The 21,860-nt window shown below is 70.9% G+C and carries 16 protein-coding genes; 9 read left to right on the top strand and 7 right to left on the bottom strand.

What is annotated here, in order from left to right; all coding sequences use genetic code 11:
• Positions 1-119 precede the first annotated feature (119 nt).
• A complete protein-coding gene (locus M3B01_RS08785; protein ID WP_259791282.1) occupies positions 120-989 on the top strand; it encodes a siderophore-interacting protein in 870 nt (289 codons plus the stop codon).
• 62 nt (positions 990-1,051) lie between these two features.
• Here the strand turns inward: M3B01_RS08785 and M3B01_RS08780 are convergent, their stop codons facing one another.
• Positions 1,052-2,362, bottom strand: a complete 1,311-nt coding sequence (locus M3B01_RS08780) for a cytochrome P450 (protein WP_259791280.1) — start codon at positions 2,360-2,362, stop codon at positions 1,052-1,054.
• 58 nt (positions 2,363-2,420) lie between these two features.
• Between M3B01_RS08780 and M3B01_RS08775 the strand changes: the two genes are divergently transcribed.
• Both M3B01_RS08775 and M3B01_RS08770 read left to right on the top strand, forming a co-directional pair.
• On the top strand, positions 2,421-3,083 hold the full coding sequence (locus M3B01_RS08775; RefSeq protein ID WP_259791278.1) for a DNA-3-methyladenine glycosylase I: 663 nt from the start codon (positions 2,421-2,423) through the stop codon (positions 3,081-3,083).
• A gap of 4 nt (positions 3,084-3,087) precedes the next feature.
• Entirely contained in the window at positions 3,088-3,489 is a 402-nt protein-coding gene (locus M3B01_RS08770) for a class I SAM-dependent methyltransferase (protein WP_259791276.1), read from the top strand.
• Between the two features lie 7 nt (positions 3,490-3,496).
• On the opposite strand, the gene M3B01_RS08765 is transcribed toward M3B01_RS08770, so the two are convergent.
• The gene (locus tag M3B01_RS08765) at positions 3,497-4,129 is read right to left on the bottom strand and encodes a hypothetical protein (RefSeq protein ID WP_259791273.1); all 633 of its coding nucleotides are present in this window, start codon (positions 4,127-4,129) and stop codon (positions 3,497-3,499) included.
• Between the two features lie 91 nt (positions 4,130-4,220).
• Between M3B01_RS08765 and M3B01_RS08760 the strand changes: the two genes are divergently transcribed.
• The 3 genes from M3B01_RS08760 (at position 4,221) to M3B01_RS14640 (ending at position 8,227) form a co-directional block, all read left to right on the top strand.
• Positions 4,221-4,856 (top strand): TetR/AcrR family transcriptional regulator, encoded by a 636-nt coding sequence (locus M3B01_RS08760; RefSeq protein ID WP_259791270.1) that lies wholly within the window; start codon positions 4,221-4,223, stop codon positions 4,854-4,856.
• An 84-nt stretch (positions 4,857-4,940) separates the two neighbouring features.
• Positions 4,941-6,209, top strand: coding sequence for an O-acetylhomoserine aminocarboxypropyltransferase/cysteine synthase family protein (locus tag M3B01_RS08755; RefSeq protein ID WP_259791268.1), 1,269 nt, complete (start codon positions 4,941-4,943; stop codon positions 6,207-6,209).
• Positions 6,210-6,271: 62 nt separating this feature from the next.
• Positions 6,272-8,227 carry a PIG-L family deacetylase gene (locus M3B01_RS14640; RefSeq protein ID WP_311203216.1) on the top strand — a complete coding sequence of 652 codons (1,956 nt, stop codon included), beginning with the start codon at positions 6,272-6,274 and terminating at the stop codon, positions 8,225-8,227.
• Positions 8,228-8,254: 27 nt separating this feature from the next.
• On the opposite strand, the gene M3B01_RS08740 is transcribed toward M3B01_RS14640, so the two are convergent.
• From M3B01_RS08740 to metG, 3 genes are all read right to left on the bottom strand, one after another.
• A complete protein-coding gene (locus M3B01_RS08740) occupies positions 8,255-9,700 on the bottom strand; it encodes a sugar porter family MFS transporter (RefSeq protein WP_259791266.1) in 1,446 nt (481 codons plus the stop codon).
• 71 nt (positions 9,701-9,771) lie between these two features.
• Positions 9,772-11,001: a Fic family protein gene (locus M3B01_RS08735; protein ID WP_259791262.1), complete on the bottom strand. Its 1,230-nt coding sequence runs from the start codon at positions 10,999-11,001 to the stop codon at positions 9,772-9,774.
• A 111-nt stretch (positions 11,002-11,112) separates the two neighbouring features.
• On the bottom strand, positions 11,113-12,927 hold the full coding sequence (metG, locus tag M3B01_RS08730; protein WP_259791259.1) for a methionine--tRNA ligase: 1,815 nt from the start codon (positions 12,925-12,927) through the stop codon (positions 11,113-11,115).
• Positions 12,928-13,291: 364 nt separating this feature from the next.
• Between metG and M3B01_RS08725 the strand changes: the two genes are divergently transcribed.
• Positions 13,292-14,899 carry an ATP-binding cassette domain-containing protein gene (locus tag M3B01_RS08725; RefSeq protein ID WP_259791255.1) on the top strand — a complete coding sequence of 536 codons (1,608 nt, stop codon included), beginning with the start codon at positions 13,292-13,294 and terminating at the stop codon, positions 14,897-14,899.
• The gene (locus M3B01_RS08720) at positions 14,896-16,275 is read left to right on the top strand and encodes a UTP--glucose-1-phosphate uridylyltransferase (RefSeq protein ID WP_193865943.1); all 1,380 of its coding nucleotides are present in this window, start codon (positions 14,896-14,898) and stop codon (positions 16,273-16,275) included. Before M3B01_RS08725 ends, M3B01_RS08720 begins: the two co-directional genes overlap by 4 nt.
• A gap of 9 nt (positions 16,276-16,284) precedes the next feature.
• On the opposite strand, the gene M3B01_RS08715 is transcribed toward M3B01_RS08720, so the two are convergent.
• Positions 16,285-17,592, bottom strand: a complete 1,308-nt coding sequence (locus M3B01_RS08715) for a glycoside hydrolase family 76 protein (protein ID WP_259791251.1) — start codon at positions 17,590-17,592, stop codon at positions 16,285-16,287.
• A gap of 116 nt (positions 17,593-17,708) precedes the next feature.
• A complete protein-coding gene (locus tag M3B01_RS08710) occupies positions 17,709-21,179 on the bottom strand; it encodes a bifunctional proline dehydrogenase/L-glutamate gamma-semialdehyde dehydrogenase (RefSeq protein ID WP_259791309.1) in 3,471 nt (1,156 codons plus the stop codon).
• Between the two features lie 257 nt (positions 21,180-21,436).
• Between M3B01_RS08710 and M3B01_RS08705 the strand changes: the two genes are divergently transcribed.
• A complete protein-coding gene (locus M3B01_RS08705) occupies positions 21,437-21,838 on the top strand; it encodes a hypothetical protein (RefSeq protein ID WP_193865941.1) in 402 nt (133 codons plus the stop codon).
• Positions 21,839-21,860 lie beyond the last annotated feature (22 nt).

The raw sequence follows: 21,860 nt of genomic DNA, 5'->3' as shown, positions 1-21,860 counted from the left end.
GCTTGTTCAGGGGTCGGGTGAGGGTGAGGCCCTCCCGCGCCCCGGCCGGGGCCGGCCTCGGATGTGAGCCATCCCCGGCAGACATTTAGGCAATGCCGCACTCGCGTAATCTATGGGGCATGCCGTTCGACTCACCGCAGACCGCAGACGCTCCACAGGCCCCAGAACGGGCCCCTCGCCGCCGAGGGAACCAGGCCGTGCTGGAGGTGGTGCGCAAGTCCCGGATCTCCCCGCGACTGCTGCGCATCACCCTGGGAGGGGAGCAGTTCGGCGAGGTGCGCACCAACGACTTCACCGACGCCTACGTCAAGCTGCTGATCGCCCAGCCCGGATCCGACCTGCATCCGCCCTACGACCTCGACGCGATCCGCGCGCAGGACCCGGCCTCACTGCCCTGCCGCCGCACCTACACGGTGCGCTCGTGGGACCACGAGGCCCACACCCTGGACCTCGACTTCGTGCTGCACGGCCACGGTGACGGCGCCGACGAGGACGGCATCGCCGCCCGCTGGGCCGATCTCGCCCAGCCCGGGGACCGGGTGGCCCTCTCCGGCGCCGGGGGCGGGTACAGTCCGGACCCCGCCGCCGCGTTCCACCTGCTGATCGGAGACCATGCCGCACTGCCCGCCATTGCGGCCGCGCTGGAGCGCATGCAGGACGATGCCCGGGGGATCGCCCTGATCCACCTGGAGCATCAGGACGACGTGCTGAACCTGCGCCATCCCGCCGGTGTGGAGGTGCGCTGGTTGATCGGTGAGCGCGAGCAGCTCCTGGCCGAAACGGCAGCGGTGGACCTGGAGACCGTCGAGGGGCTGCAGGTGTTCTGCCACGCCGAGCGCGGGCTCACCAAGCAGCTGCGCCGGCTGCTGGTCACCGAGCGCCAGATCCCGCGTGAGGCGATCTCGATTTCCGCCTACTGGGCGCTGGGCAGGGTCGAGGACCAGTTCCAGGCCGAGAAGCGCGAGGCCATCGGCAAGATCGACGAGTGACGGGCGCGTGGGGTGCTCGACCCCTCACGCCCCGCGCACCGGGCCTCCCGCTGCGGCCGCTGTCAATCGGTCGCGCGCACCAGACCCCCGCTGGCAGGCCGGGTGGGCATCTCGGTCCAGGAGAAGTCCAGGCCGTCGGGCAGGATCTCCACCTGCGGCTCACAGAGCGCGGCGATGGTGGAGGCGAGGGAGCTGACCGCGATCTTCTCGCCCGGGCAGCGGTGGCCCGTGGCCACGTCCATGCCGCCCTGGGGGACGAACGAGGTGATCTGCTCGAAGTCCACGCCCAGGAACCGCTCCGGGTCGAACTGATCGGCCCGCTCCCATGAGTTCGGGTCCACGTTGGTGTTGAGGATGTCGATAAGGATGCGATCGCCCTCCTTCACCTGCTCGCCCGCGTGCTCGAAGTCGGTGCGGGCGAAGGCCGGGAGCATCGGCACGAAGGGGAACATGCGCCGCACCTCCTGGGCGAAGGCCGTGGCCAGCGGCCCGTCCACCAGGGTGCCGCGCTCGGCGGTCTCCGCCTGTATGCGCTCGCGCCACTCGGGACGGTCGAACAGGGCCTTGGCGGCGAAGGCCGCGAAGCGCGCCACCGCGATGTGCGGGCGGATCGTGTTCTGCATCTCGATGCCAGCCGTCCTCGCATCCAGCAGGGAGCCGTCCAGCTCCCGATGGTTCGCCCACTCGTACAGGGAGGTGCCCGGCGCCGCGGTGCGCTTGCCCTCGCGCTGCTCACGGATCACCTGGGCGCACCATCGGTCGGTCAGGCTCCGATCGCGCCACGCGCGCAGGTGGTCCATGTCCACGTGGGCGAAGCCCTCGACGATGGTTCCCAGGCGCCGGGCCTGCACGTCCAGCTCGGCGTCGCGGCCCTCGATCCCGGCCCAGCGCATGGCGGCGCGGCCGTAGGCCACGATCGTGGAGTCGTACACGCTGTCGGGGTGCTTCCGCCAGCGCTGCAGCGCTTCGCGCAGCTCGGCCTCCACCATCGGCTTGATCCGTTCCACCTGCGCGTCGTCGTAGCAGACGCGCACGAAGGTGGCCTTGCGGTGCCGGTGGGCCTCGTCGTCCAGGCCGTGCACGGAGCCCTTGCCGAACAGGGAGCCGCGGATCGCCAGCGGCATCGCTCCCTCGCGCTTGACCTTGGTGTCGTCGTAGAACAGCCGCACGCCCTCGTCGCCTCGCACCAGCAGGCTGGGCGTGCCCAGCAGGCGCAGCCACAGCGGCCTGTCGGTCCCGGCGGTGCCGTGCTTCCGGCGCAGCGTGCCGGCGAACAGGTAGCCCTGGGTGAGCAGGCCCTTGTTGTCGCTGAGGTCGTGGAAGGGGCAGGTGGACTTCGTGGGCCGCGGGGGTGTCTTCTGCTGAGCTGTCATCCCGCCAACCTACGCGGACTACCGTGGCGTTGTCCGAGAACGAGGCAGGGGGCGCATGATGGCGATGGACCAGGACCACGACCTGCGGGTCGGCCCCGACGGCCTGGCGCGGCCCCTGTGGGCATCCCGGCACGAGGACCTGCGCGAGTACTACGACTCCGAGTGGGGCATGCCCGTGCGCGATGAGCGCGGCGTGTTCGAGCGGCTCGCCCTGGAGGGCTTCCAGTCCGGTCTCTCCTGGGCCACGATCCTGCGCCGCCGCGAGGGATTCCGCCGCGCCTTCGCCGGTTTCGACCCCGGGACGGTCGCCGCCTTCGATGACGCCGATGTGCGCCGACTGCTGCAGGACGCCGGGATCATCCGCCATCGCGGGAAGATCGAGGCCACCATCTCCAACGCCCGCGCGACCCTCGCCCTGCGCGATGCCGCGGGGATTGGGGCCGGGGGCGATCTGGGACCGGGCGCGACTCTCGCGGATCTGGTGTGGTCCTACCGACCGGGGCGCACCCCGCTGCCGCGCACCGCCGCCGAGGTGCCCACCGTCTCCGGGGAGTCGGTGGCCATGGCGAAGGAGCTGAAGCTGCGAGGATTCCGCTTCGTCGGACCCACCACGATGTTCGCCCTGATGGAGGCGATCGGCATCGTCGACACCCACCTGCTTGGATCCCATCGCCGCGGCTGCTCCGGGCTCTGGGACGAGGACGGCGCGCCGCTCGGCTGACGACATGGCCATGGCGCAGGCGGGAGCGCGGCGCGTGGTGGGCGTCGACTTCTCGGCCCGGATGGTGGCGGACGCCCAGCAGCGGGCCGAGACCCTCGGGGTGGCGAACGTCGCGTTCTGTCAGGGCACTGCCGAGAGGACGGGCCTGCCCTCCGGCTGTGCTGTCCGTCGTCATCGCCTGCCCGAGCTGCGGCGCACTTACGCCGATGCGCAGGAACTGCGCGACGACCTCCTGGCCCGCACGGGACGCTCGATCCTCCACGAGCTCGATGACGCGGAGCTGGCCCTGCTCGCGCAGCGCATCTGCGTCGAGGTCGATCAGCGCCCGGCCGGGGCGCCCATCCGCGAGGTCGACCACTGGACCATGTGGGTTGCGCAGGCGAGTGGGGGCGTGCCGACGGGATGAGCGCGGCTCACGACGTCGACCGTCGGAGCGACAGCGCCCACCACGCCAGCGCCGCGCCCAGCAGCAGACCGTGCAGCATCCTGCCCGGTGCCGGGAGGAAGAACTGCGGCAGGTACAGGACCACCAGCACCGCTGTGGCCACGGCGGCCGGTCGGGCACGACCCGTGGCCGCGCGCGCCAGCAGGACCGCACCGATGCCCAGCAGGATCAGCCCGAGTGCGAACATCACCACCGGTGCTGGGGCGAAGCGGATCGACTCCTGCGCTGCCACCAGCGAGGGATCGCCGGCCTCCAGGGCCGCCGCCCCGAGGGCATTCAGCGCGAACGTCTCCGCCCCGTAGTACGGCAGCACCAGTGCGGCACCGATCCCCATCAGCCACGCCGCCCGAGCGCCACCACCGCCCTGCGCCCAGCTCCGCGCCACGGCCAGCACGACCAGAAGCACCCACCCCGCCATGCCCAGCAGATGGGCGAGCACCCATGTCGGGGAGGCGAAGGCCGTGGCCATCTCGGGAAGCGTGCCCGCCTTGTCACCCCAGGGGCGCAGCAGCGGGAACAGGGCGAAGGCCGCGCCGGCGGCCATGGCCGAGGCGACGGCGGCGGAGCGAGGGCTGGCGGCGGTGCGGGCAACAGCGGGCATGGCGACCTCCGGAGGCTATCAGTGAACGGTGTTCACCGTGGACGGTAGCACAACGGTGAACAACGTTCACTGAAGTGGCTAGACTGCCCCCATGTCACGACGCGAGGACGCCAAGCAGGAGACCCGCCGCAGGATGCTGACCGCCGCCCGGGAGGTCGTCGCCGACCAGGGCGCGGCCGCGCTGTCCCTGCGGGACGTGGCCCGGCGCGCCGGGGTGGTGCCCTCCGCGGTCTACCGCCACGTGGAGAACCGGGACGCACTGCTGAGCGAACTGCTGGTGGAGTCCTACCGCTCCCTCGCCGACGCGCTCGAGGCCGCGTGCTCCTCCGGCTGGGCCGCCACGGCCGGTGCCCTGCGCGCCTGGGCCCTCGAGCGCCCCCACGAGTTCCAGCTGCTGTACGGCACCCCCGTCCCCGGGTACTCCGCTCCCGAGCGCACCGTCCCCGAGGCCGCCCGCATCGCGCGCGCCTTCCTGCGGGCTCGGGGCGTGGATGACGTTCCTGCGGAAACGTCTCCAGCAGTGCCGGTCCGGACCGCGCTGATCGCACAGCTCGACGCCCCCTCCGCGCAGCTCGGCACCGACCCTGAGACCCTCGCCGCGACGTTGGCCGATCTGTCCCAGCTGGTGGGGCTGCTGCTGCTGGAGGCCGGCGGCCACTTCGTGGGCACCGCTGACCCCGCCGATCACCTGTGGGATGCGGTGGTGGCCCGGCAAGGCGACCACTGAGCCCGCCATACGCCGTCACACTCCTGTGCACACCGCCCGCTCCTGCTGGATGCTGGCAGCCCGAGCACGCGAAGGAGGCGCAGCATGTCCACCGCAGCTATCCACGGCGGATGGCGGGCCCAGGACCCTCATGGGGCCGTGGTCCCGCCGATCTACGCCACCAGCGCGTACGCCCACCCCGACCATGCCTCCTTGAAGGCACTGTTCGCGCGCCGCTCGGAAGGGTTCGCCTACTCCCGCTCGGGCAACCCCACCACCACGGTGCTCGAGGAACGCATCACGGCCCTCGAGGGCGGCATCGGGGCCATCGCCGTGGCCAGCGGGCAGGCCGCCACCACCATCGCCCTGTGCGCCCTGCTGGAACCGGGCAGCCACGTGGTCGCCTCCCGCCGCCTGTACGGCGGAACCACGGAGTTCCTCGACGACACCCTGGCTGACATGGGCGTCACCTCCACCACCGTGGACCCCTGGGACCTCGAGGCGTGGGAGCAGGCCATCCGGCCCGAGACTCGCGCGGTGCTGCTGGAATCCATCGCCAACCCCGGTGCGGAGCTGGTGGACCTGCCGGCCATCAGCGACATCGCTCACGCCCACGACGTTCCTGTGGTGGTCGACTCCACCCTCGCCAGCCCCGCCCTGTACCGGCCCGGGGACCACGGGGCCGATGTTATCGTCCACTCCGCCACCAAGTACCTCTCCGGGCACGGCACCACCATCGCTGGCCTGATCGTGGACACGGGCAGCTTCGACCCGCGATGTCGCCCCGAGCGCTGGTCCAGGCTCACCACCCCGAACCCGCGCTTCGGCGTCACCTTCGCCGACGAGTACGAGAGCGGGGGCTCCGGGCTGCTCGCCTATGCTCGCGCCAAGTACGTCACCGACTTCGGTGCCACGCTGCCCGCCGCGAGCGCCCAGCAGATCCTCGTGGGCATCGAGACCCTGGACCTGCGGATGGAACGCATCAGCGCGAACGCAGAAGCGCTCGCCGCCCACCTGCACACGGCCGCGGGCGTCGATCAGGTCCACCATCCGTCCATCCCCGGGCGGCCCGATGCCGCGATCGCCTCCCGCGACTTCCCCCACGGCACCTCCGGTGTGTTCTCCATCGACCTGGCCGGGGGAGAGGCCGGCGCCGCAGCCTTCTGCGATGTCCTGGAGCTCTTCACCATCGCCGTGAACATCGGCGATGCCCGCTCCCTGGTGTGCCACCCCGCGACCACCACCCACAGCCACCTCACACCCCAGCAGCGCACCGCCTGCGGCGTGGGACCCGGCACGGTGCGCCTCAGCATCGGTCTGGAGGACCTGGCCGACCTGCGTGCGGATCTGGACCGCGGGCTGCGCGCCGTGTGAGCCCGCCCTCGGAAGGGAACACCCGCCCCACCGGCGTCGTTCGGCTGAGTATGACGCCGGACGTGCGCGAGGCAGACGTGGCCGTGATCGGGGCCGGTCAGGCCGGGCTCTCGGCCGCTTACCACCTGTGGCGACGCGGCTTCCGCTCCCCGGGCAGCAGCGATCAGCACGCGACCGGGCGCACCGTGATCCTGCTCGACGCCGAAGAAGGCCCGGGAGGTGCATGGCGCCACCGCTGGGACAGCCTGACCATGGCCACCGTCAACGGCATCCGCGAACTGCCCGGCATGCCCGTCGTCGACACCGACCCCGCTGAGCGCTCCAACCAGGCCGTGCCCGCCTACTTCGCCCACTTCGAGGCCCGCTACCAGGTGCCCATCGAGCGCCCCGTGCGCGTGCTCCGCGTCGAGAACGACCCCGCCGACGCCCCGGGGAGTGCCGGCACCGACGGCGGCCCCGGATCGGCGCACCTGCTGATCCACTCCGTCGGCCCCGACGACACGCCCCGCGCCCCGATCCGCACCCGCGCGATCCTCAACGCCACCGGCACCTGGACCCGCCCGTTCGTGCCCACCTACCCCGGCGCCGCCGAGTTCCGGGGCGCCCAGCTGCACACCGCCGACTACACCCGGGCCGAGGACTTCGCCGGACAGCGGGTCGCCGTGATCGGCGGTGGCATCAGCGCGCTCGGGCACTTGCTGGAACTGGCCGACGCCGGTGCCGCGACCCACTGGTACACGCGCCGAGAGCCAGAGTTCTCCGATGAGCCGTTCACGCAGGAGCGCGGCACCCGGGCCGTGGCCGGGGTGGCCGAACGGGTTGCGGCAGGTCTGCCGGTCGGGAGCGTCGTCTCCGTGACCGGCCTGTTCTGGACACCCGCCCTGCGTGAGGCGGAACGACGCGGCATCCTGAAGCGCCGCCCCCTGTTCACCCGCATCACCCCGCACGGCGCGATCGAGGCCGACGGCAGCACCACGGAGCTGGACGTGCTGCTGTGGGCCACCGGCTTCCGCCACGAGCTCACCCACCTGCGGCCACTGCGCCTGCACAACCGTCACGGCGGGATCACCATGGACGGCACCGCGGTCGCTGCTGATCAGCGCATCCACCTGCTCGGCTACGGGCCCAGCGCCTCCACCATCGGCGCCAACCGGGCCGGTCGCGCGGCGGTGGCCGAACTGGTGCGCTTCCTCGATGCCGGGGACGACGCGCACGATGAGCACAGCCCCGCCATCCCCGCTACCGTCGGGGACGACACCGGATCAGTCGAAGGAGACAACGTGACCGATCAGAACCACCCCGCATCCCTGCAGCCGCTCAAGGACCACGACGTGCAGCGCGTGCTGTGCGTGGTCGCCCACCCCGACGACATGGAGTACGGCACCTCCGCGGCTGTGGCCGCCTGGACCGATGCCGGGATCGAGGTCGCCTACCTGCTGCTCACCCGCGGGGAGGCCGGCATGGCAGAGGCCCCCGAGGAGGTCGCACCGCTGCGTGAGAAGGAGCAGCGACGCGCCTGCGAGATCGTGGGCGTGGAGGACCTGCGGATGCTCGATCACCCCGACGGGATGCTCGAGTACGGGCTGCCGCTGCGGCGCGACATCGCCCGCGTGGTGCGTCAGGTGCGCCCCGACCTGGTGGTCACCGCGAACTTCGAGTTCGAGGCCTACGGAGGCCTCAACCAGGCCGACCACCGCGTCGCGGGCCTCGCCGTGGTGGATGCGGTGCGCGATGCCGCCAACCCCTGGGTGTTCCGCGAGCTCGGTGAGAACGAGGGGCTCGAGCCCTGGCAGGCCCGCGCGATCCTGGTGTCCGGCCACCCGCAGCCCACCCACGGCAAGCAGGTCGACCAGCGGCAGGTGCAGGCATCGGTCGACTCCCTCAGCGCCCATGAGGCCTACCTCGAGCACATCGGCGACCACCCGGAGCCAGGGCAGATGATCCCGGAGATCCTGCGCGGCGGGGGAGAAGGCCTGGGTGTGGAGCATGCCGTGGCCTTCCGGGTGCACGCACTCTGACCGGGCCCCCGGTCGAGCTCCGGGAAGTCAGCTGCGCGCGGTGTCCTTCTTCGCACGCCCCAGCTCCAGGTCGTCCATGTCCTCCAGCTCGCGGTCCTTCGTCTCAGGCACCCGCAGGAACACGAACACGAAGCTGATCAGGGCGAACGCGGCGTACAGGCCGTAGGCGAAGGTCAGGCCGATCTCGGACAGCGCGGGGAACGTGGTGGAGATCGCGAAGTTCGCGGCCCACTGCGCGGCGGCCGCGACCGCGAGCGCTGAAGCGCGGATGCGGTTGGGGAAGATCTCGCCCAGCAGCACCCACACCAGCGGGCCCCAGGTGGTGCCGAAGAACATCACGAAGGCGTTCGCGCCCACCAGAGCGAGCGTGGACCACGGCTGATCGAGGGTGACCGCCCCGCCCTCGGCCACCTGACCGAAGGAGAAGGCCACCGCCATCAGCCCGAGGGAGAGGGTCATCCCGGCCGAGCCGACCAGCAGCATGACGCGCCTGCCCACCTTGTCCACCAGCAGGATCGCGATGACGGTGGCGAGGATGTTCATCACCGAGGTGATGGTGCTGGTGAGCAGGGCCTGGGACTCGTCGAACCCGACCGACTGCCACAGGGTGGTGGAGTAGTAGAAGATCACGTTGATCCCCACCAGCTGCTGGAACAGCGACAGCAGGATGCCGATCCAGACGATCGGCTTGAGGCCGAAGCGGCCTCCCAGCAGGTCCCGGAAGCTCTCGTCCTCCTCCCGCTCCAACGACTTCTGGATCTGCTGGATCTTCAGGTTCACATCCAGCTCACCGGTGAAGTCGTACAGGACCCGGGATGCCTCGTCGCGCTTGTCCCTGGAGACGAGGAAGCGCGGTGACTCGGGCAGCTTCAGCGCCATCAGCCCGTACACCGCGGCAGGGATCGCTTCGATCATGAACATCCAGCGCCACGCGTCCCGGCCCAGCCACAGCGATTCGGCGGCTCCGCCGGCGGTGTTGGCCAGCACTGCGTTGGACAGCAGGGCCGTGAAGATCCCCAGCACGATCGCGAGCTGCTGCAGGGAACCCAGGCGGCCGCGGTATCGCGCTGGAGCCACCTCGGCGATGTAGGCCGGGGCGATCACGCTGGCAGTGCCCACGCCGAGCCCGCCGATGACGCGCCACACGATGAGGTCCCACACGCCGAAGGCCAGCCCCGAGCCGATAGCGGAGATGAAGAACAGGATCGCGGCCACCACCATCACCGGAACGCGGCCGAAGCGGTTGGCGAGCCCGCCGGCGAACCAGGCACCGACAGCGCAGCCGATCAGAGCGGAGGAGACGGCGAACCCGGTGAGTCCCGCGCCGAGGGAGAACTCATCGGACAGGGCGCTGACCGCGCCGTTGATCACCGAGGTGTCGAAGCCGAAGAGGAACCCTCCCACCGCGGCGGCGATGGAGATGCCCACCACCTTCGGATTGAGCTTCGCCGGCCGTTCTTCGGTGGTGGACATGGGGAACCTCCGGGCTCAAGGTCGTCGAGGCTGGTCACACTAGCGCATCGCGGCGGCGACGAGCGCGCCGCTCATCCGTCCCTGCGCACGGTGGCGGCGTACGCGTCCAGCACCGCCAGGACGCCCTTGTGCTGCCATACCCGGTTGCGCGAGCGCCCGGTGGTCTCCTGCAGCACCCCTGCGCCGCTCAGCTGATCGAGGGCGCGCTGCGCCGTCATGGCGCTCACCTCGAGGCGTTGGCGCAGGTACCCGCTGTCCACGATCGGCTGGGCGATCAGCAGCGGCAGCACCCTCCACGCGGTGGCGTGGGGACGAAGCCCCGCCATGCGCTCGCGTGACTGGGCCATCACCGCTGCGAGGTCGTCCACCAGCCTGCTGCCGGTGCCGGCGGCGTAGCGGGCGGCACGAGCGAACTGCTCGACGATCGGGCGCGCATCGCCGTGGCGGAAGGAGGTGAGTGCCTGGACGTACCCCTCCAGGTCCGTGAGCAGTCCGGCTGACACCGGTGCCGTGGTGTGGCGCAGCAGTCCCTTGCCGTGGAGCATCGCGTGGACCAGGGCGCGCCCTGTGCGCCCGTTGCCATCGGTGAACGGATGGATCGTCTCGAACTGTGCGTGGGCAAGGGCGGCGTGGAGCAGCACGGGGAGGTCCTCGCGAGCGATGAAGTGCATCAGGTCCTCCATCGCCGCAGGCACGTCCTGCGCCTCCGGGGCCACGTGCGCGGCACCGCGGGGGGAGGAGCCGCTGCGGCCCACCCAGACCAGCCGTGTGCGCAGGGCGCCGGCGTCGCGCCCCTCACCGGTGCCGGCGCCCACCATCAGCGCACGATGCATCGCCAGCACCGCGTCGAGGTCGAGCGCGGTGGCGAGTCGCAGCGCCGCTTCCATGGTGCGCACGTTCGCCACCACGGCCTGGGCGTTCGTGCTGCGCGACTCCTTCAGCTCCGCGAGTGCCAGCTGCTTCGCGCCGACGGTCAGATCCTCGATCTGCGAGGAGGAGGCGGACTCGGTGCGCAGCAGCACCGCGCTCATCGGGCCCAGTGCCGGGCTGTCCGCGCCGAGCTCGCGGGCAGCATGAGAGTCGAACGTGGCCAGGGCCGCCTCCGCATCGCCGACGTCGGCAGCGATGTCACCGGGCAGCGTCAGCACCAGATCCGCGAGGGGAGCGGGCAGGGAGGCCTCATAGGGGCCCGACCCGCGGGCCCGTGCCGAACGCGATGCGAAGCCGTCGTCCGGAACGTGCCAGACCCCCGGCCGTGCCCCGGTAGGGGGAACGGTCAACGGTGCGGGAACTGCGCTCACACCCCCACTGTACTAACACTTCCTCGCGGAAGTGTTAATAAGGCTGGGTCGTGGTCACACTTCCGGGGGAATCCCGCTCTCGACGTCGCCCCGGCGCGCTCCGGGTCCCGCTCACTCGTCGGCGCCAGCGCCGGTGCTCTGCTCCTCAAGACGCTCCAGCTCCACCTCGGCGGTGGTCGGATCGAGCTTGACGAAGATCGGCGTGGGCTTGGAGACTGGGGCGCCCACCGTGACGGGGCGGTGCTCCCAGGCGGGCACGCCCGTGTAATCCCCGGTGATGATCGGGTAGCCGGGCCCGCCGTCCAGGTCCTCGACGTCCTCGATGCGCGGCATCGGGGCGATCACCCGGTCGCCGCCCAGCGCCTTCTCCACCTCGTTGGAGGAGCGTGGCAGGAACGGCGCCATCATCGTGTTCAGGTCGGTGACGGCCTGTGCCAGCACGTGCAGGATCGTCAGCAGGCGCTCCCGCTCGTCCTCGCCCTTCAGCTTGAACGGCTGGGTCTCGGAGACGTACCGGTTGGCCTCGCCCACCAGGCGCATCACCTCGGCGATGGCGGCGCGCTGACGGTGGGTCTCGATCAGCTTCCCGACGGTGCCGAAGCCGTCCCTGATGGCGCCCAGCAGCCTCTCGTCGATCGGCTCCAGCTCACCGGCGGCCGGGATCTCCCCGACGTTCTTGGCGATCATCGCGGCGGTGCGGTTGACCAGGTTGCCCCAGCCGGCCACCAGCTCGTTGTTGGTGCGGGAGACGAAGTCCACCCAGGTGAAGTCGGCGTCCTGATTCTCCGGGCCCGCGGCCGAGATGTAGTAGCGCAGCGCATCGGGCTGATAGCGGTCCAGCATGTCGCGCACGTAGATCACCACGCGCTTGGAGGAGGAGAACTTCTTGCCCTCCATGGTGAGGAACTCGCTGGAGACCACCTCCGTGGGCAGGTTCAGCTCGCCGAACTTCCCGGGCTCGCCGCCCTTGTCGCCCTTGCCGTTCTGGGCCAGCATCTCCGCCGGCCAGATCTGCGAGTGGAAGACGATGTTGTCCTTGCCCATGAAGTAGTAGGCCAGGGCCTCGGGATCGTTCCACCACTGGCGCCACGCCTCGGGATCGCCGCTGCGGCGCGCCCACTCGATGGAGGCCGAGAGATAGCCGATCACGGCGTCGAACCACACGTACAGGCGCTTGTTGGGCTGGTCCTCCCAGCCCGGCACCGGGATGCCCCAGTCGATGTCGCGTGTCATCGCGCGGGGGCGGATGTCCTCGAGGATGTTCTGGCTGAAGCGGATCACGTTGGGCCGCCACAGCCCGGTGCTCTCGCGCTCGTCCAGCCATCTGCCCAGCTCGGCCGCCAGCGACGGCAGGTCCAGGAACCAGTGCGTGGTCTCCACGAACTGCGGGGTCTCCCCGTTGATGCGGGAGACGGGATCGATCAGATCCGTGGGGTCCAGCTGGTTGCCGCACGCGTCGCACTGGTCGCCGCGCGCACCCGGGGTCTTGCAGATGGGACAGGTGCCCTCGATGTAGCGGTCGGGCAGGGTGCGGCCGGTCGACGGGGAGATCGCCCCGGAGGCGGCCTGCTCGATCATGTACCCGTTGTCCCGCACGGCCAGGAACATCTCCTGCACCACCTGGTAGTGGTTGCGGGTGGTGGTGCGGGTGAACAGGTCGTAGCTCAGCCCCAGCGCCACCAGGTCCTCGACGATGATCCGATTGTTGCGGTCGGCCAGCTCACGGGCGGTGACACCCTGCTGGTCGGCCTCCACCAGGATCGGGGTGCCGTGCTCGTCGGTGCCGGAGACCATCAGCACGTCGTGCCCGGCCATCCGCATGTACCGGGAGAAGACGTCCGAGGGGACGCCGAATCCGGCGACGTGACCGATGTGACGGGGACCGTTGGCGTACGGCCAGGCGACCGCGGACAGGACTGTGCTCATGGGAGTCGATTCTACGGGCGCGGATCCATGAGTGTGCCCGTGCTCCCGGCCGGGTACTGGCACAGTGTCCGATGCGAGACGGTTCCGAACGACGTGCAGCGACGCGGTCATCCCTCCACACTAGACACCTCACCGCCGAGGTGACCGGCGCTGATCCGAGCCGAGGAAATCACGTGGCATGAGACGGACCGGGCCCCGTAACGTGGATGCCATGAGGTACTGCATGTCGACCGCGGCCATGGCGCCGCGCCCCCGCGCCCGCCGCTGACGGCGGCGCTCGCGAACACCCCTACGCCGTCGTCCGGACCACGACCGGGCGGCAGATCTCGCACGCCCGGTGCCACCCACCACCGGAAGCGACGACATGTCCTCTCTCACCCACCCCCTGCCCACCACCGGCACCGCTCATCTCCGCGCCCGCGGCCTGCGCCTGGCACGAGGCGGCCGCGTCATCCTGCGCGACATCGACCTCACCCTCGCCCCCGGCGACTCCCTCGCCGTGGTCGGGGAGAACGGCCGGGGCAAGACAACCCTGCTCGACGCCCTGGCCGGAGTCCTAGAGCCCGATGCAGGGACCGTGGAGCGACACGGCTCGCTCGGCATCGTGCGCCAGGAGCTCCCCACCACCGCCGCGACCGATGGCAGCGCCCTGACCATCGGCGACCTGCTGGACCACCTGCTGGCCCGCCCTCTCGCAGCACTGGACGAGATGGACCGCGCCGCCCAGGCCCTCACTGAGGACACCGGCCCCGCGGCGAGTCGTCGCTACGACGAGGCGCTCGCGGCCGCCACCGCCCTGGATGCCTGGGACGCGGAGCGCCGGCTCGAGGTCTCACTGGAGGAGGTCGGTGCCGTCACCGACCGCAGCCGCCCCCTGTCCACCCTCTCGGTGGGGCAGCGCTACCGCGTGCGCCTGGCCGGGGTGATCGCCGCCAGGGAGGACATCCTGCTGCTGGACGAGCCGACCAACCACCTCGACGCACGCGGTCTGGAGCACCTGACCCGCACCCTGCGCGAGCACCACGGGGCCACCGCGATCGTCTCGCACGACCGGGCCCTGTTGGCCGACGTCGCCACCGCGTTCCTGGACCTGGACCCCACCATGGACGGCCCGCCGCTGCTGGTCACCGGCGGGATCGACACCTGGCAGGAGACCCGGCGGCGCCATCGCGCAGCATGGGAGGACGCCTACCGCGCCCAGCAGGAGGAGCACACGCGCCTGCAGGGACAGGCCGAGGCCGCCCGGGCGCGGCTCTCCACCGGGTGGCGGCCCGACAAGGGCACCGGCAAGCACCAGCGGCAGTCACGTGCACCCGGCGTGGTGCGCGCCATGAACGAGCGCATCGATCGTCTGGAGGAGCATCGGCTCGACGTCCCGCCGCCCCCGCCGCGACTGAGCCTGCCCGTCAGCGGCACGCCGGCCGGCAAGCCGCTGCTGCGCGCCAACGGCATACGAGTGGAGCGCGACCAGCCAGGCACGCCACCGCGCCTGGCCGAGACCACCCTGCGCCTGGAGGGCGGGGACCGGCTGCTGGTCGTCGGCCCCAACGGGGCGGGCAAGACCACGCTGCTGCGCGTGCTCGCCGGTGCTCTCGAACCCGACGCCGGCACGGTGCGCGTCCTGGGCGGCGCCCGGATCGGGTACCTGGCACAGGAGGACGAGACCGTCCACCTCGACCAGCATCCTCACCGGGGTGGCCCGGAACGTGGCCGCGGCGGTCCGGGAGAGCACCGGGGCAGCCCGGGGGAGCGACGCCGACGGGCCCTGGCGCGGCTGTTCGCCCAGCGCCCCGACGTGCTGCTGCTGGACGAGCCCACCAACCATCTGGGCATCAGCGGGGTCGACGACCTCCTGGCCGCGCTGGAGTCGACACCGGCGGCCGTGGTGGTCGCCACCCACGACCGGTCGGTGCTGCGCGCACTGGCGTGCTGGCCACGGCTCGAGCTCACCCCCGATACCCTGTCGGCATGAGCACCGACGGACTCTCCACAGCACAGCAGAAGATGGCCGACGCAGGCGTTCCGCAGACCGCCATCGACGTCTTCACCCACTACTACGGCCAGCTCGAGGAGGGCGTGACCGGCTCGATCCCCGAGGACACCATCGAGCCGTACCTGGACCCGCCCAAGCTGGACGACGTGCGGATCGACCCCGCGCACGCCAAGCAGGTGTTCGACAAGCTCGCGATCATCAACCTCAACGGCGGCCTGGGCACCTCGATGGGCCTGGACAAGGCCAAGTCCCTGCTGCCGGTGCGGGACGGCAAGAGCTTCCTGGACATCATCGTCGAGCAGGTGCTGGCGGCCCGCCGCGGCACGGGCTCGCGCCTGCCGCTGATCTTCATGAACTCCTTCCGCACCCGCGAGGACACCCTCGAGGTGCTCGCGAAGTATCCGGACCTCCCCGTCGGGGACCTGCCGCTGGACTTCCTGCAGAACAAGGAGCCCAAGCTGCGGACAGACGATCTCACCCCCGTCCAGTGGGAGGCGGATCCGTCGCTGGAGTGGTGCCCGCCCGGTCACGGCGACATCTACACCGCCCTGCAGACCTCCGGCGTGCTGCAGCAGCTGCTGGACGCCGGCTTCAGGTACGCCTCGGTCTCCAACTCCGACAACCTCGGAACCGTGCCCAACCCCGTGATCGCCTCGTGGTTCGCCTCCACCGGTGCCCCCTACGCGGCTGAGCTGTGCCGTCGCACTGCTGCCGACCGCAAGGGCGGCCATCTCGCGGTGCGCAAGTCCGATGGGCGGCTCATCCTGCGCGACACCGCGCAGACCCCGCAGGAGGAGATGGACTACTTCACCGACGAGCACCGCCACCCGTACTTCCACACCAACAACCTGTGGTTCGACCTCGAGCAGCTGGATGCGGTGCTCAAGGAGCGCGACGGCGTGATGGGACTGCCGCTGATCCGCAACGAGAAGACGGTGGACCCCTCCGACAAGACCAGCCCGAAGGTGTACCAGATCGAATCCGCCATGGGTGCGGCAATCGAGGTGTTCGAGGGTGCGACCGCGATCGTGGTGGGACGCGACCGGTTCTTGCCAGTCAAGGCCACCAGCGACCTGCTGCTGATCCGTTCGGACCTGTATGCGCTCGATCAGCGCCAGGCCCTGGTGCAGCAGGTGCCATCGGTGCCCGCCGTCACGCTCGCCTCCGAGCCCTACAAGCTGATCGGCGACTTCGAGGCCCGCTTCCCGCACGGCATCCCGTCGCTGAAGGAGGCCACCAGCCTGGACGTGCAGGGCGATTGGACCTTCGGTCAGGACGTCACGGTGATCGGCGATGCGGTGCTCGGCACCGAGGGAGGGCAGGTGCCCGACGGTGCGCGCGTGGGCACCGCCTGAGAACGTCGTTCAGCTCAGGTACGTCCACAGCGGTCGCGGCATCGCCGCCAGCGCCAGGGTGCGCGCGAAGCCGGCCTGGTCCAGCAGGTGTGTTCCCACGCCGGTCTCGCGCGAGCCCGTGACCAGGTCCGTGGTGGGGTCCCGCCGTTCCTGCCACAGGCGCTGCGCGTAGGCCTCGGTGATCTTCCGGCCCTGGACGCGGGCCCCGAGGATCGACTCGGCCATCAGCAGGTTGGTCAGCAGGATCGCGTTGAACTGGATCGGCTGCTCGTCCATCGGGCCGCCGGCCTCGAAGGGCCGGTAGTGCGCCGCGATCGCCTCGGCCAGCTCCAGCGCACGGTCCCGATGGGCCTTGGCGCCGGTGATCTCGTAGGCCAGGGCCTCCGCCCCCAGGGGCACGCCCTGGTTGTACGTCCAGAACGTGCGGTCGATGGTGCCGTTGGGCTTGATGTTGTCCCAGTACAGCCCCTCGGGCGCGAGCAGGGTCTCGCGGGCCCAGTCCATCCAGCGCAGGGCATCCTCCAGGGCGGAGGGATCGCCGGTCAGTTGATGCAGGCGCAGGGCCACCTTCGCCGACGGCACGGTCGAGACCGTGTTGCGGTCGTCGTTCCAGTCGCCCTGCGTCCACCAGATCCCGCCCGGGGAGGGAAGGGAGGCATCGGTCGCCTCACCTGAACGGAACAGCTCCAGCAGTTGCTGGGCGCGCTCGAGGTTCCCCTCGGCACCGTCGGTGAGCAGGTGCTGCTCGATCTCCAGCAGGGCGACCCAGTCGTTGTCGTCGTAGAAGAAGTCGCCGTGGGCGCCCTGTTCGGAATCGGTGGCGGCGGTGTACCCGGGCAGGCCCGTCGTACCTCCGGCGGGATACCAGTACCTCTCCTGTGCCCGCAGCAGGGACGCATCGGCAGCGAGCAGATCCTCGTCGGGACGCTTGTTCCCGGAAGAACCGCTGCCGTGGGCAGCGATCAGCTCGGTGACGGCGGCCCGGGCCTGGGACAGCGGCCAGACGTAGGTGAACTCCGGGTCGCCCTCCTGCCGCGGAGTGCGCTCGATCAGCATGTCCGGATCTGTCTCGGCACGGAAGTGCTCCAGCAGGGCCGAGGTGGCGCGGCGCGCCCGTTCCAGGGCCTCCTTCGGCGGGAGCGGCGTGACCTCGGAATCTGTGCGGGGGTTCGCTCCATCGGGCATGGCTGGGTTCCTCTCGGCGGGGTCGGCGCAGGCGGCCGGTACGGCGACCAGGCCGACGAGACCGGTCAGGCCAGCCGTCACCGCGGTGCGACGCGACGTGGTCAGGGTGGGGTGATGGTCCGATTCGGGCATGGGGCACCTCGACGTGCTCTCGGGGTTCGGGGCACCGAGGCTAGCCCGCCGCGCGCGTGGGATCACTGCCCGGCAGCGGTATCGGTACGAAAGTACCGATACCGCTAGGGCACTGCTCAGCGCCTGCCGCGCTCCCAGCCCCGGCCGCCGGTGAGGTCCTGCCGGTGGGGAAGCAGGTTTCCGTAGCGGTGGTCGGTGGCGCTGATCGCCTGCTCGTGCAGGAACGTCAGCAGCTCCACGCGACCGCTGGAGACCACCGCGCCGTCGAACAGCGCCACCTCCACGCGGTGGGCGATCGCCCGGCGCAGCGAGGCATCGACAGTGCCGATCACCCGCACCCGGCGCTGCGCCAGATCCTTGATCCGCGCAGCGAAAGCGGCATCGTCCTCCACCCGCACCAGGCCGCCGTCCAGACCTGCCCGCTGCGCCGCCGCTTCCAGCTCGGCGGCCCCGCCGCCGGAGGCCACGGAGACCTCCACCGCGGCACCCACGGTGGCCGCCGCGTGCAGCACGCGCTCCAGCTCGACGGGTCGCGCATCGGAGGCGGCCCGCACCATCACCGGCAGCGGCAGGTACCGCAGCACGTTGATCTCCCCGTGCAGATCCTGGGCGTCGCGCGGCGCGAAGGTGCTGGCAAAGTGCTCCCGGTCGGAGTGGCGGGCCTCGTCCAGCCAGGCCGCCTCGAGCTGCGCCGGATCGGCACCACCGGCGGCGTCGCCCGGCTCGCGGTCCGCCGCGTCCATCAGGTGCACCAGGTAGTTGGGGCCGCCGGCCTTGGCCGTCTTCCCGATGGCCGAGCGCTTCCAGCCGCCGAAGGACTGCCGCTCCACGATCGCGCCGGTGATGCCACGGTTGACGTACAGGTTGCCGGCCTCGACATGCTCGGTCCACCAGGCGATCTCGGCCGGGTCCAGGGAGTGCAGGCCGGCGGTGAGCCCGTAGGCCGTACCGTTCTGCATCCGCACCGCGTCCTCGAGGGTGGGAGCGTGCATGATCCCGAGCACCGGCCCGAAGTACTCGGTGAGGTGGAAGGCGGAGCCCTCCTTGACGCCCTCGCGCACACCGGGGGTGAACACGCGGCCCTCCTCGTCAAGCTGACGCGGCCGCGACAGCCAGGTCTCTCCCTCGCCCAGCTCGGTGAGTCCGGAGGCGAGCTTCTCGCCCGGGGGCTCGATCACCGGGCCCATCTGCACGGTGGGATCGATCGGGTGCCCCACGTGCAGGCTCAGCACGGCATCGGCCAGCTGCGCCATGAAACGGCGGGACCGGGACACTGACCCCACGGTGATCACCAGACTGGCGGCCGAGCACTTCTGGCCCGCGTGGCCGAAGGCGCTCGCGGCCACGTCCTTCGCTGCGAGGTCCAGATCCGCGTGCGGGGTGACCACGATGGCGTTCTTGCCGCTGGTCTCGGCCATGATGCGCAGCTCTGGGCGCCAAGAGGCGAACAGCTCGGCGGTATCGTAGCCGCCGGTGAGGATCAGCTGGTCCACGCGCTCATCGGTGATCAGCGCCCTTCCGGTCTCGTCCTCGGGGACGTCGACGATGGTCAGCACGCCCTCGGGCACCCCCGCCTCGTGCAGCAGACGGCCCAGGTAGGCACCGCAGCGTCGCGCCTGGGGCGCCGGCTTCATCACCACGGCACTGCCGGTGGCCAGCGGCGCGAGCATGCTGCCGGTGGGTATGGCGATGGGGAAGTTCCACGGCGGGGTGACCAGGGTCAGTCGCCGCGGGGTGAACGCGGTCTCCGCATCCGTGGCCAGGGCCTCCGCCTGATCGGCGTAGTAGAGCGCGAAATCGATGGCCTCGCTGATCTCCGGATCCCCCTGGTCCAGGGTCTTGCCGGTCTCCGAGGCCGCGACCTCCAACAGCTCCGCGCGGTGGGCGGCCAGCACCCTGGCTGCTCGTCGCAGCACCGCGGCACGCTTCTGGGCAGGCAGGGCCGCCCAACCCCGCTGTGCGTCGATCGCCTTCGAGAGCACCGCGTCCACGCCCTCGACCGAGTCCACCCGGATCCGCTGCGCCTCCTCGACGCCGATCCGGGACCCGCGCAGACGGTGCGTGATCATCTCCGCCCACCGCTGGTTGCCCGGGGTGGACATGTCGGTGTCCGGGGTGTTGCGGAAGCGACCCGGCACCGCGGGGATCGCGGGAGAGCCCAGCTCCGGCAGTCCCTCGCTCGCCTCGGCGGCGCGATCCTGGTCGCGGTAGGTGCGGGGGGAGGTCTCCTCCAGGGCGCGGGTGAGGGCGCGGGAGAAGCGCTCCATCTCGCGGTCGAACAGGGTCGGCTGGGAGTCCAGTTCGAACACGGCCGACATGAAGTTCTCGCTGGAGGCGTTCTCCTCCAGACGACGCACAAGGTAGGAGACCGCCACGTCGAACTGCTGCGGGGCCACCACCGGCACGTACAGCCGCATCGACCCCACCGACTCGCGGACCACCGCCTGCTGACCGGGCGCCATGCCCGCCAGCATCTCGAACTCGATGCCGCTGCTGGGCAGGGGGCGGATGCCGCGCTCGCGCATCAGCAGGTGCGCGAAGGCGATGTCGAACAGGTTGTGCCCGGCCACGCCGATGTTCACGGCCTCGAGCTTCGCCGGGTCCAGGGCCTCCATCAGCATGCGCTTGTACTGCGCGTCCGTGGACTCCTTGCTGAGCAGCGGCGCCTGCGGCCAGCCGTGCACGGACGCGTCGACCCGCTCCATCGCCAGGTTCGCTCCCTTGACCAGGCGCACCTTGATCGGAGCCCCGCCTGAGGCGACGCGCCTCGCGGCGAACTCGCGCAGGCGCGCCATCGCGGTGGGACAGTCCGGCAGGTACGCCTGCAGGACGATGCCGGCGCGGTAGTCGGCCAGCTCCGGCCGGTCCAGCAGCTTCTCGAACACCCGCAGGGTCAGCTCCAGGTCCCGGTACTCCTCCATGTCCATGTTCAGGAAGGTGGGGTGCTCTCCCCGGGCGGCGTCCAGGTACAGCGGCAGCAGGGTCTCCACAATATGGTCGACGGTCTGGTCGGCCGCCCACAGCGGCAGATGGTCCACGATCGAGGACACCTTGATGGAGACGTAGTCGACATCAGGCCGTGCGGCCAGCTCCCGCACCACCTGCAGGCGGCGGGCGGCCTCCTGCGCACCCAGCACCGCCTCGCCGAGGGGGTTGATGTTGAGCTTGGTGCCGTCGGCCGTCATCCTCGCGATCGAGCGGGTGAGCGGGCCGGGGCGGGCGTCGAGGATCAGGTGGGAGACCATCGTCCGCATCACGGCCTGCGCGGTGGGGACCACCACCTGGGGTGCCAGTTTCGAGGCGGAGCCGCCCAGTGCCACCACGCGACGCAGCGCCGGAGGCAGGAACGCCGGCGGATCCTGGGCCAGCCGGCGCAGCTCCACCGCGGCGGCCTTCGGATCCTCGGTGCGGATCACCCGGTCCACGAAGGCGAGGGTGAACTCCAGGCCCTTCGGATCCTTCAGCAGATCCGCGAGGAGCTTCGCCGGGGGCGGGACCGGGCGGGTGCGCGCAGCCTGGACCCAGGTGCGGACCTGATCGGCGACGTCCTCGATGGTGATGCGGGTGGTCTGGCCGGGGGACTGCATGGATGACACCGTCGTCTGCTCCTCCAAAGCTCCGCGGGGCGGGCCGGGCGTCCTGTGACCGGTCCTCTCCCTGGAACGATCGTAGATCCCGCCCGCCGATGATGAGGACAGGAACAAGAACGGACCTGACAGGGGAGGGGCCCACGCCGCTGCGGACCGCTCGGTCGACGCTTTCGCGGGCGGGGCCCCGAGCAGTGGGTCACATGGATGTGTGGGACGATGCACGCGACACGATCCCCGAACGTAGGAGGCACCCCGTGAAGAGGTTCCTGTTCATCTCCGGTCTGACCATCGGCTTCGTCGTCGGCTCCCGCATGGGCCGCGGCCCTTACGAGTCGCTCGAGCGCACCGCTCGGCAGATCGTCGAGGATCCCGAGGTCCAGCGCAAGGCCGCCCAGGCCCGCGATACCGCCGGGAAGGCAGCCCATGACGCCGCGGAGACCGTGAAGGACAAGGCCCCCGGCGTTGCGGAGAGCGCCAAGGAGAAGGCCGCCGGCCTGGCCGGTGGCGCCAAGGAGCGCGTCTCCGAGAAGAAGGCGGAGAAGCAGAGCGCGAAGCAGGACGAGGAGAAGGAGGCATCGCTGAACGAGGCCTCCGAGGACACCGCGACCGCAGGCGGTGACGCCGAGGTGGGCGAGGACCGTCCGCTCAGCTCCTGAGCGCTCCCGTTCCCAGGACGAC

The organism is Brachybacterium sp. p3-SID957 (assembly GCF_025144775.1).
Taxonomy (GTDB): Bacteria; Actinomycetota; Actinomycetes; order Actinomycetales; family Dermabacteraceae; genus Brachybacterium; species Brachybacterium epidermidis.
Note: the sequence above shows the minus strand (reverse complement) of the source record. Positions and strands in the feature narration are given on the sequence as shown.

Coding starts and splice junctions, on each gene's coding strand:
- M3B01_RS08785 (WP_259791282.1), top strand. CDS start 120: ATGCCGTTCGACTCACCGCAGACCGCAGACGCTCCACAGGCCCCAGAA.
- M3B01_RS08780 (WP_259791280.1), bottom strand. CDS start 2,362: ATGACAGCTCAGCAGAAGACACCCCCGCGGCCCACGAAGTCCACCTGC.
- M3B01_RS08775 (WP_259791278.1), top strand. CDS start 2,421: ATGGCGATGGACCAGGACCACGACCTGCGGGTCGGCCCCGACGGCCTG.
- M3B01_RS08770 (WP_259791276.1), top strand. CDS start 3,088: ATGGCCATGGCGCAGGCGGGAGCGCGGCGCGTGGTGGGCGTCGACTTC.
- M3B01_RS08765 (WP_259791273.1), bottom strand. CDS start 4,129: ATGCCCGCTGTTGCCCGCACCGCCGCCAGCCCTCGCTCCGCCGCCGTC.
- M3B01_RS08760 (WP_259791270.1), top strand. CDS start 4,221: ATGTCACGACGCGAGGACGCCAAGCAGGAGACCCGCCGCAGGATGCTG.
- M3B01_RS08755 (WP_259791268.1), top strand. CDS start 4,941: ATGTCCACCGCAGCTATCCACGGCGGATGGCGGGCCCAGGACCCTCAT.
- M3B01_RS08740 (WP_259791266.1), bottom strand. CDS start 9,700: ATGTCCACCACCGAAGAACGGCCGGCGAAGCTCAATCCGAAGGTGGTG.
- metG (WP_259791259.1), bottom strand. CDS start 12,927: ATGAGCACAGTCCTGTCCGCGGTCGCCTGGCCGTACGCCAACGGTCCC.
- M3B01_RS08725 (WP_259791255.1), top strand. CDS start 13,292: ATGTCCTCTCTCACCCACCCCCTGCCCACCACCGGCACCGCTCATCTC.
- M3B01_RS08720 (WP_193865943.1), top strand. CDS start 14,896: ATGAGCACCGACGGACTCTCCACAGCACAGCAGAAGATGGCCGACGCA.
- M3B01_RS08715 (WP_259791251.1), bottom strand. CDS start 17,592: ATGCCCGAATCGGACCATCACCCCACCCTGACCACGTCGCGTCGCACC.
- M3B01_RS08710 (WP_259791309.1), bottom strand. CDS start 21,179: ATGCAGTCCCCCGGCCAGACCACCCGCATCACCATCGAGGACGTCGCC.